Here is a 10100-nt window from a genome sequence, read left to right on the forward strand (position 1 = left end):
AAGAAAGGGACAAAGGCAGAGTTTTCAACGCCTTGGTCCATATCCGCCGCGAGCATGACCGGTTTGCCGGAACGTAACAATTGCACGATCTTTCTGGCACTTGTCGCGCGCTCGATCATCTCTGCGCCGAATCTGCCGCGTTGCCGCCTGGCAAGGTCGCATAGGGCTGTGCTTGACATACGTGTGTACAGTGAGGCGACGGGGAGGTGCGTCGAGTAGAGCATGCAGCCGACCTCGATGCCCACAAAGTGAAAACCCATAAAGATGGTGGGCGGGGCTGTATCGTCATGGAGATCAATTTTGCTTTCGATCTGGACGATATCCCGGATCGACTGCGCACTGCCAAACCACTGGATGCCTCGCTCGAGATAGCTGCGAACAACGTGGCGGAAGTGAGCTCTTGCGAGCGCCTGACGTTCGCGGCTAGTCTTCTCGGGGAAGCACAGACGCAAGTTCACCTGGACGATATGCTTGCGGCGGCTCGGAAGCGCATACAACGCAGTGCCGACAACCATCCCGAGCCTTGCGACAAATTTGTAAGGAAGTATGGAAAGCGTGCGTAGCAACGCCACGATGAGCGCAAAGCCGAGGCGTTTCAAAGATTGTGCCCTATGGGTGGTGAAGTTTGGAAAGCGAAGTCAAACGCCAGGCACGCGACCTTTCGGCTCGTCACTGCTTCATGGCGAATGTTTTCGCTCAAGATATCAACCGTGGACCATACAGTCCAGGCATAATCATTGGGTTACGTGGACGACTCGCGAAGTTACCGAATGTAACGGGCGGCTTTGGTGCGACCTACCCCAAAGATTCTGGTCGTGAGTAATCGCCGCTAGCATCGACGACGCTGTTCCACAACTCAAAGGGGGTTTCTGCTGGTGGTGGTTGCGAATGACACTTCCACGCCGAAAGGGGACCTCCGTGCTGCAAGCCAGTGAACGGCGGCTTAGGGTTGCGGATTCAACCGGTCGATGCCTTGCGAGGTTCGAGCGATGCATGCTGTTCGCATCAGGCGCTCATCGGCCACAAAGCGACGCTCGACGTGTGAAATCGAACGTCCTCAGGTTGGTGCTGAAGGGACATTTACTGTCGGTTATGCAAGTGAGCGCCGGCTGGCATCGATCAATGCGGCCGTCACCACGCGTTCCTGTCGAGCTGCCTTGGACATCGATTGGGTGAGTGCCCACCTGGTGATGCACAACGAACATTGGACCAAGGTCCGATTGCCGCCGGTACATCCATCACCAATACTTCAAAATCGCCGCACGAACGCAGCGAGAGGATTCGCTGCCGCCGCCAGGAAAAGGTTTGCTGGCAAGCGCGCTTTCAGTCCTGCAAGGTTTGTGACGGGATGTCGCACTCGCTGCAATGACGCCATTTCCGAATGCCTGGATAACGCGGGTCAGCCGGTGACGGTTTCCGGATGCGCGGCGTGGGCCCAATGCACCGCAATGCGAGGTGGCGGCGGGCGCCGTTGCCTTTGACTGATCGAGGAGGACAATCATGATGCTCGACTGGAAGGCCTATCAGCAGCAATTGATGACCCGCATCGGGTCCATCGGCAAGCTCAGTCCGGACACGCTTCGAGGTTATCAGTTGCTTGGCGGCGCAGGCGGCAAGACGGGGAAACTCGATGCAAAGACGAGGGAGTTGATCGCTCTGGCCGTTGCCGTTACGCGTCAGTGCGACGGCTGCATTACCGTGCACACCGATGCTGCCGTGAAGCATGGTGCCACGCAGGAGGAGATTGCGGAGGCGCTTGGCGTAGCGATAGCCGTCAACGCCGGCGCGGCGCTCGTTTATTCGTCGAGAGTCATGGACGCCTATGCGCTGATGACCTCGTCGTCCTGATGCGTCACAGGCGCGCTGCTGCCATCAACCCGAGCAGTGGTCGCGTCGACAGGCGCGCGTCATGACCGTCTCCTGTACACTCGGGAAGGGACAGCCGTACGCATTGCCTGAACGGCTCAATTGGGTGTGTGCTGCCGATCGCCGTCAGGCAGAATTCGGCCGAGGTTGTGTCAAAACGAGTGACGTCGACATCGGGCGCGAAAGTCGACCCACCAGAATGCTCTGTATCGGCTTCGCGGCACTCAGGGAAGGGTAAAGCGACACCCGAAAACCGGGTAATTTCGAGTTTTGACACGGCCTCGGCCAGTTTGGGACATTCGACGGCAGCGGACAAATGGTCGACAATCGTGACTGCCGGATGGCAAGGATCTTGAGGCTTTGACATTTTTTGCCTCGGGCAGTTACGTAGTATCGAAGTCAGCGCGCTTTGTCGACGGTGCGGCGGCCATAGCGAAAAAAGGAAGGATCGTGCGAGCGTATGCGGGTACGGCGTATCAGACTGATGCTTTTTCGTTAGTGGACGTTCCCATGCCCGTGCCGGGTCCAGGAGAGGTTCGTCTACATATACGTGCTGCAGCATTAGGCTTTGTTGACGGCTTGATGGTACGGGGTCGCTACCAGATTCGCCCGCCATTGCCTTACGTGCCTGGCGGCGAAATCGCGGGCGTCATCGATGCTGTTGGACCGGAAGTGGCAGGCAGTTTTATCGGCCAGAGAGTGGCCACGTGGCAACTGGGAGGCGGTCTCGGCGAGTACATCGTGTTGCCGGCCAATGAGGCTTATCCCATACCGCATGCGTTGCCTTTTGAAACCGCTGCCGCAATGCTCGTTGACTATCAAACCGCACACTACGCCTTAAATCACCGAGCACAGCTAAGGGCTGGTGAGACGATCCTCGTGTTGGGCGCTGCCGGTGCCGTTGCTTCCGCCGCCGTTCAACTGGCGCTCCAGACTGGCGCATACGTCATCGCGGCAGCATCGACCAATGAAAAGCGCCAGGCCGCGCTCGACCTGGGAGCGCATGCTTCCGTTGACTATGGATTAGAGAACTGGCGAGACGCTCTCAAAAGAGTCGCGCCAAGCGGCACAGTAGACGTGGTTTTCGACCCGGTTGGCGGCTCTACATTTGAGCCGGCGTTCAGATCCCTGGGGAAAGACGGAAGGCATCTTGTCCTTGGCTTTACCGCAGGTAGGATTCCCTCGTTGCCGGCCAATCTTCCTCTGTTGAAAAGCGCCAGCCTGGTCGGCGTTGACATCCGACATTTTCTTGCAAGCCAACCAGAGGCTGCCCAACGCGCCAGATCATCCCTTTTCGACTTGGTCGCAAGCGGAAAGCTCAAGGCACCACAATTGGTAACCTATCCGCTTGAGCAGGCAGCGCGAGCAATTGAGGCGGCAATGGCGCGCGCAAAAACTGGGAAGGTTGTTGTATTGCCCTAGAGCGGGTTCGCAATTGTTGAATGGCCGTTATTGGCGATGCCGAAGGGCTGTTCAGGATCGATCAGGGACATCGAGGTGGCGGCCCCTGGCAGCACTGCGATAGGCGAAATCGCTCGCAACGCCTTGTCCGACGAGCCTTCCGGCGGATCTGATGTTGTTTGCAAGGTCGGCGCTTCACAAACCGCCGCTTCGTTTAACAGTTTGCTTACGTGAGCATCGCCTTATCATCTGCCGGATCGCGTGGGTTCGAAGTAGCAACGACACCGACTTTCGCCCGACGTCAATCACGAATCAGGTACCGGTCGCGGTTTTTCACCTCCTTGATCCAGTTCGGCGCTCGTCCCCTGCCCGACCAGGTTGCGCCCGTCTTCGGATCGCGATATTTCGGAGGCACGACACCCCCTGCCGACGTCGTACGCCCGCGCCGTCGAAGTCCGAAGATATCCCGCTCAGTGAACCCGTAGTCGGCAACCTTGGCCCTGATGTCAGCGAGTACCTCTTCGTATTCTGCCGCCCGGGCCGCTGCCGCCTGCTCCTCGAGCGCGGCCATTTGTGCCTTCAGTTCCCTGAATGTCGCCACGACTTATCTCCGGTTCACACAAAGTGTTCCCGATCTTAGCTCGCTTCGATTTCGGGCGGCTGATAGCCGGCCCCTCCCTGCGCGGCAGATTCCGCGAATTGTCTTCGACCAGGCCAGCCACTACGCACGAAAACAATCGGTGCTGCCGCGCGCAGACGGCAGCGCCGGGAGAGGTACTACGCGACATGAGGCACTGCACGTGGGCCGCGAGCCGCGTGCGTACGGCGGAGGCACGCCGTCGGCCCCTGGTTCGGGCAGTGCGCGCAACGACATGCGCAGCGCCCGACCCGCGGCTCCGCCAACACGATCCACGCACGCTCTGCCCGTTCTGGGCGCGGCGGACCTCAGGGCCCTAAAGGAGCGTCGGAGACAGTTATTAAGATAAGTCTTCTTATCACAATGCATCTTTTTATCTATTAAACTGCGCGATTTCAAAAATCGCCGGATGCGGTCCCGCGGCCCGCCCTCCGCTGTACCGGTCGGCTTGCCCGATGCCGGTGAACCCGCAATCTTCAACGCCAGCGGGACGAAAGCGCAGCTCCTGCGCTTCGCGTCAGTCCAGGCGTTGTCATCTGTCAACCCTCCACGTTCGCCCCGGTAACTCGCGACGGCGTCAGAGCAGATATCAAAAAATGGCGGTTCACGAAGCGTAGAATACGCCCTTCATTCAACGCATCCGGATCCGGGCGCATCGCCACGAATACCCTGAAAATCCAGGCTCTGGGTGTGTCGCTGGTTGGCGAACTGGCCTGAGCGGCAGCCGGGGCGAACAAACAAAGGCGTCATCAGCTTGACGGCAGGAAAGAACGAAGCGCTCCATCTGGCTTTGTACAGGGGTGTTCTCCATGCAGCCGGGCATCGGGATATGGGCGTCTTGCCTGGGCGGCTCGTCAGGCTTGGGGAAGCGTGCCTAGTGCGGCATCAACTGATTAGTGAACGAAAGAAACATGCAGACCATTGCGGTACTCGATTTCGAAACAACCGGGCTTTCGCCGAATCTGGGCGACCGCGCTACCGAGATTGCCGTCATCGTCCTGCGTGACGGTCAGATTGTTGATCGTTACCAGAGCCTGATGAACGCAGGACGGCGCATCCCGTCCGATGTCGTTGCTCTCACCGGCATCACGAACGACATGATCGCGTCGGCTCCGCCCGTATCGAAAGTCATGAGGGAAGCTGCAGCGTTTGTTGGAAACCATCCCGTGGTTGCCCATAACGCCGGTTTCGACAAGCGGTTCTGGCAGGCAGAACTGGGGCTTCTTGGCGTGCCTGCGGAGCATTCCTTTGCTTGCACGATGCTCGTCGCCAGGCGGATCTACCCAGGCGCCCTGAGTCACCGTCTGTCCAGTTTGGCGGAGATGCTTCGGTTACCGAAATCGGGTCGTGCGCACCGGGCGATGGTTGACGCTGAGGTCGCCGGCCATCTGTGGTGCCGATTGCAGCACGACATCGCTCAAACTTACGGGCTGAAGCGAATCGATCACGCCCTCATGGCTCGATTGCAGAAAACCAGCAAGGCGAAGGTTGCGACATTGCTGGGTTCGCTGCCTAGCGACTGAGCCCACAGCGCCGAACAACCTGGACCGCCCCCTCTATCCATGGGGGGGCGGGCATTCGTCACTTGAATGCCTGCTCGTGCGTAGCGCGGTCATACGCCAGCGCTTGCTTTCCAGAACGGGCTGCGCGTCCGCCGAACAGACCCAGAAGCGGTGCGACGAGCTACGCCCCCCCTCCTGGTGACTTGTGCCAAGTCCTGGACCGTGGTCCCGTGGGAAGACTCGTGGAACAGGATCAGGTAACACCAGCGGCAACCAGTTTGACTCGCTCCGACTCCTCTCGTTGACTACACTTGTTAACAGTGCCGACGATGTGATGAGGTTGTCATGGTTGCCCCACTGACCGCCATATGTCCGAACTGCCAAACCATTAATCCGCTTCCCGCCTGCAACAATGACGGCGGCACGGCGTTTCGCTTCGGCCCGTTGGCAAACGGGGCCGAGGGATGGATTTGTGTTCAATGCAACCTGGGCCACAGCCACTACAACTGCATTAGTTGCGACAGGCTGATCCCGGCTTCCAGCTTTACGAACCCTGGCCGTGAAATGGCGCGCGGGATCCTGGAAGGCAAAGCCGCTTACCAAGGCGGCCCCATCAAATCGAGCGGCGGCAGCAACTGCTTTATCGCGACCGAGTTGTACGGACGTGAATCAAGCGAGGTGCGCACGTTACGACAGTTTCGAGACCGCTTCCTCATACCTCGGCCAATCGGAAAATTGTTTGTCGCCGCCTACTACCGAACGTCACCGAGCATCGTGCTTGCGATTCGCAGATCGACGGCGCTGCGTTACATATTCCATATAGTAGTGTCTGCAATCGTTCATATCGCCCGCCGACTTTAGACGATCCGCTGCCACATGTTGGGGGCTGTTTCTGCGGCTATACTTCGGACCTCCCTTCCTCACACTTTCACGGCATGAAGCGCGTCTCCGTTCGGCAGTCTCCCATCCACGGAAAGGGCGTCTTTGCCCTGCGGGCACTTTGCGCCGGCGAGCGCATCTTTGAATACAAGGGGCTCGTCACCACCTGGCGGGAAGCGACCCGCACCTATGCGCGCCGCGCCGACGCCGGGCATACTTTCCTCTTCGGGTTGTCGGACGGGCGCGTCATAGATGGCGGCCGCGGCGGAAACGGCGCATGGTGGCTCAACCATGCTTGTAAGGCGAACTGCGAGGCGATCGAGCAATCAGGCCGCGTCTACATCAACGCGCTGAAGGACATCCGGCCCGGCGAGGAACTGTTCATCGACTACGCGCTTGAGATCCCTGCGAAAGCACGCGAATCAGCCAGCGAGTACAGCTGTCGCTGCGGCGCCAGGCGGTGCCGCGGGACCATGCTTGCTCCTATCTAGGTAGGCTCCGCTGAAGCTTCCCCATCACCGGATTAGTGGCGACTGGGGGAGCCAGTGCATCACCGCGCGCAAGCCTCGGCACATCAGACACTACGAATCGCGCCCAACGCGCCGCTGAATTGCCGGTGACGGCCAGAACCAGTCATTCGACTTTCGCCCTCAGATCGTCGACAATCGCGGCTACACATTTGCCCTGGCCATCGACAGATGAAGGTATCGCGGGATTTCGGAATCGTTGTCCGACGGGCTGCGCTTGCGGCCAAGGAAGTCGACCTCTCAACGGTCATGGCGGAATTCAAATTGCGGACATACTTTGACGAATCTAACAGTCTGATATCGCTCGGCCCGTTTTTCGGTGGGGATGCGGCCGACGAATGTTTGAGGTCTTTGAAAAGGCTCGGCCTCACGTACATCGATGATTGTTTTATCTTCGACGGGTTTGTGCCCGACTGGTGTTCGTTCGAAGTATTTTGAAACGCGGCAACCGAGAACATGCTTCCGAACGGCCACGAGCGGTCAGTCGACGTCAAGGTCCAGATCGCTGACAATAGATGCGATATCCGCCATCTCCAGTTCTCCACAATGAACAGAAGACGCCTGATTCAAATATCTGCGCTTCCATGGCTCGTAACATTGTTAGCCGTATTCGCTGTGGTGCGCCCTGCGATGGCATCTGGCTCATTCGACGGGAGTTGGGTGTCCAAATATTCCTGCGACGGAGCGACGGGGTCGTATGCCGAACGATGCCGGCAGGGAGAAGGCGACTCTTTTGCATTATTCGATCTCACCCAGAAGGGGAATCGTATCTGCGGAACTCATGTCGCCACGGCATACGGTCAAAACAAGGTTGACGAAAGGGACCTCACTGGCGATGCTCCATCGATCTACGGCACTGTCGTCGGCAATGTGGCGACTGTGCAGTTTCGCGCGTGGACTGGCGCACTTGGCATCGCGACAATAACTCCGGTCAAGGCCACGCTCGTCTGGCATGTCGTCAAGCCAGTAGGTGGGGAAACTTGGTTTCCTGACGATGCTTCATTAAATCGAGATACGTCCGTCCAGTCTTATCATGCGACGAATTGTGACGTGACCACTGGGCGGCATTGAGTGTCTGCTTTAAGTCGGTTATGCCGTTGCATGAGATGCTGGCCGGGGGCGAGCGGCGTGCCCGGTCGTGGGACGCAGTGCGGCCATGAACTGACGGCCGACGTAGATGCCTGAATTGCCGACAATCTACTTCCGGTATCCTATAGTGCTGTTGCGTATCGGCTAAGGTTCGACAACAACCGCCGGCAGTCGGCGAGGTGAAGGAGCTATGGAAGTGAGTTTTCGCCTGATAGCACTACAGGCCGAGGCGGACCTGCGAGCACTCTCTCGCCAACATGTGAATGATTGCATCGTAACGGCGCTTGAACCAACCCAGACATGGTTCTTGATTCGAACAAAGACAGATGCGGAGCGTGACTTGCTGACAAGGAACCCAACACTTTTGACGGAGTTTAAGGAAGTGTTTCGAGTCCGCGGATGCTCTGATGCTCTCATCGACGCGCTCATGTTCACTTTTGAATCGCAGGAAACTGTTGACCGGCAATATGCTGGCAACTGGTATTGGGCGTTAAAGTAGCCGCAAGGATCGACGCATGCCGTCAGCGCATCGTGGAGCGGCTAGGCGACATTGTCGGTCGGGAGGTGATCTTACCCACGTTCCATGAGACACCTCGCGAAGCTAGTATGCTCCTTTCAAGGTGTCCACTGAACGTGGGTAAGATCAAGATCGACCTGAAGCTGCTTACGAAGAGCGACACCTGAACGTCGGCTATGGCCGACAACTTGCCAGCCAAGACATCGCTCGAATGTCTGCTCCAGTTCGCGACCTGACGTAGCCTTCGCATTGGGTCTAAGGACAGTTCTGGGGTCGATCAGCGACCACTGGCGGACATGCACACTGGATCTCCGCTCGACTGGAAGGAGATTGTCATGGAACCGCAGGATGCGACCACGCATCGCCGCCGTATGCAGGATCCGCGCAACCCGGTCAGCGTCGGAATGTCTTGCGCACGAGGTGATCGCGGGTTTTGCCCGTCATCACCCACACGATTGAAGGATTGGCGCTTGAGAGGTGACCCAATTCCACGCGGTAGCCGTAGAGCCGATGCAATGCGACAGCGACAGCGCATGAACGCGAGTATCCCCCTTCACAGTGGACAACCACTGACGTTACCTCATCAGGTAGTGCTTCGACGAACGCGCGAATGGCTTTACTTTGTTCTTCGGTGAAAGCGTGAACAAGCTTGCTTCGTGCCCTCTCCGACAGGTCCGGGTTCAGGAAATCCACGTCGGCGAAGCTTAGACGAAGCACGTGATTGAAGGCACCGATATCGGCTCGTGAGCGTTCCGGCGCAGTGATCGAGATAACGGCAATTGACGCCATATGCGGGAGAGTGCTTCCTGATGATTTGTACAGCCACACAGGTGGGGTTCAGCGTCACCCCGAGCCTTCACTCCATCCGTGTAATGAGCCTGGACCAACTGGGCATCATCGTGCAATTGACCCAGATGTTGGCGAAGGGGTATCAACTTCCGCGGCGTCTCGGCCGCTGTACTGCGCACGCAGTTCATTGCTTATCTCGCGGTCGACTCGTTGGACGATGCCGAAAAGGCGATTGCCATTCTGCAAAACGCCTGAAGCGTCTGTGCCGGACGGCAAAGCTGCGCGGCCATTTGAATGGCAAACAACGGGCCGGGCATGGCGGCGAATCCCGCTACCGAGACAAAGTCGAGCGTGCTGAAGCCACCAGCGAGGCCTGGTGGTGCCGCCTTCTCTCCTTGCGCGCTATCCAGCAGGCGCGAGTCTCTTGTGCGCGAAACGACGGGTTAGACGCTCCTTAAAATCTCCCCCTCTTCATTTCTGATCATCGGAATGGCCGGCACCGAGCGCCTCGAGCAACGGCCGAAGGGCATCCAGTTCCGCGCCGAAGCCGCTCCAGTCTCCCGCCTTCAGTCGCTCGATGGCGCGGTTATAGTGGGCAAGTGCTTCTCTTGCGCGGGTGTCCACTGTGCCTCGGGATGGCAGTGCCCCTTGTGCGGGCTCATTGAAAAGCGCCGCCAGGGCCTCACCCAGGCTGTTCTCCATCACCACACGGTCACCATAAGCGGCAATCACCCGCTTCAACTCCGGTAACTGACCGGCCGCCGCGCGCAAATAGAGCGGAGAAACGTAGAGGATCGAGTTCTCGATCGGCACGACCACAAGATGGCCGCGAATGACGCGTGAGCCCATCTGGTTCCACAGCGAGATCTGCTGCGAGATCTCGGTATTCTGCT

The 10100-nt window shown here is 58.4% G+C and carries 10 protein-coding genes and 2 pseudogenes; 7 read left to right on the forward strand and 5 right to left on the reverse strand.

The annotated features are described in order from the left end of the window. The coding region (locus A3CW_RS0143640) for an LpxL/LpxP family acyltransferase (RefSeq protein ID WP_028207598.1) at positions 1–599 on the reverse strand (599 nt) is incomplete at its 3' end. Between the two features lie 904 nt (positions 600–1503). On the opposite strand from A3CW_RS0143640, the gene A3CW_RS0143645 reads away from it, so the two are divergent. Beyond that, on the forward strand, positions 1504–1848 hold the full coding sequence (locus A3CW_RS0143645; RefSeq protein ID WP_028209101.1) for a carboxymuconolactone decarboxylase family protein: 345 nt from the start codon (positions 1504–1506) through the stop codon (positions 1846–1848). Positions 1849–1852: 4 nt separating this feature from the next. Here A3CW_RS0143645 and A3CW_RS52935 read toward each other — a convergent pair whose 3' ends face one another. Next, positions 1853–2233, reverse strand: coding sequence for a hypothetical protein (locus A3CW_RS52935; RefSeq protein WP_154678228.1), 381 nt, complete (start codon positions 2231–2233; stop codon positions 1853–1855). On the opposite strand from A3CW_RS52935, the gene A3CW_RS0143650 reads away from it, so the two are divergent. Continuing rightward, positions 2227–3288 (forward strand): NADPH:quinone oxidoreductase family protein, encoded by a 1062-nt coding sequence (locus A3CW_RS0143650; protein WP_245623899.1) that lies wholly within the window; start codon positions 2227–2229, stop codon positions 3286–3288. The two genes, A3CW_RS52935 and A3CW_RS0143650, sit on opposite strands and share 7 nt — an antisense overlap. Before the next feature lie 280 nt (positions 3289–3568). On the opposite strand, the gene A3CW_RS0143655 is transcribed toward A3CW_RS0143650, so the two are convergent. Continuing rightward, on the reverse strand, positions 3569–3868 hold the full coding sequence (locus A3CW_RS0143655) for an H-NS histone family protein (RefSeq protein WP_028209103.1): 300 nt from the start codon (positions 3866–3868) through the stop codon (positions 3569–3571). A gap of 947 nt (positions 3869–4815) precedes the next feature. On the opposite strand from A3CW_RS0143655, the gene A3CW_RS0143660 reads away from it, so the two are divergent. The 4 genes from A3CW_RS0143660 (at position 4816) to A3CW_RS0143675 (ending at position 8400) form a co-directional block, all read left to right on the forward strand. Next, on the forward strand, positions 4816–5427 hold the full coding sequence (locus A3CW_RS0143660) for a 3'-5' exonuclease (RefSeq protein ID WP_028209104.1): 612 nt from the start codon (positions 4816–4818) through the stop codon (positions 5425–5427). A 324-nt stretch (positions 5428–5751) separates the two neighbouring features. After that, complete coding sequence (locus tag A3CW_RS52940; protein WP_154678229.1) at positions 5752–6267, forward strand: CFI-box-CTERM domain-containing protein; 516 nt, start codon at positions 5752–5754, stop codon at positions 6265–6267. Positions 6268–6341: 74 nt separating this feature from the next. After that, the gene (locus A3CW_RS0143665; protein ID WP_028209105.1) at positions 6342–6776 is read left to right on the forward strand and encodes an SET domain-containing protein; all 435 of its coding nucleotides are present in this window, start codon (positions 6342–6344) and stop codon (positions 6774–6776) included. A 1315-nt stretch (positions 6777–8091) separates the two neighbouring features. Then, entirely contained in the window at positions 8092–8400 is a 309-nt protein-coding gene (locus A3CW_RS0143675) for a hypothetical protein (protein WP_028209107.1), read from the forward strand. 411 nt (positions 8401–8811) lie between these two features. Here the strand turns inward: A3CW_RS0143675 and A3CW_RS52005 are convergent, their stop codons facing one another. Then, complete coding sequence (locus A3CW_RS52005) at positions 8812–9207, reverse strand: hypothetical protein (protein WP_081772105.1); 396 nt, start codon at positions 9205–9207, stop codon at positions 8812–8814. Between the two features lie 23 nt (positions 9208–9230). Between A3CW_RS52005 and A3CW_RS54520 the strand changes: the two are divergent. Next, positions 9231–9462 (forward strand): annotated as a pseudogene (locus A3CW_RS54520) (amino acid-binding protein); the annotation flags it as partial. 216 nt (positions 9463–9678) lie between these two features. On the opposite strand, the pseudogene A3CW_RS53165 reads toward A3CW_RS54520, so the two are convergent. After that, positions 9679–10100, reverse strand: a pseudogene (locus tag A3CW_RS53165) (UPF0182 family protein); the annotation flags it as partial.

It is taken from the genome of Paraburkholderia nodosa DSM 21604 (assembly GCF_000519185.1).
In the GTDB taxonomy this organism is placed as follows: domain Bacteria; phylum Pseudomonadota; class Gammaproteobacteria; order Burkholderiales; family Burkholderiaceae; genus Paraburkholderia; species Paraburkholderia nodosa.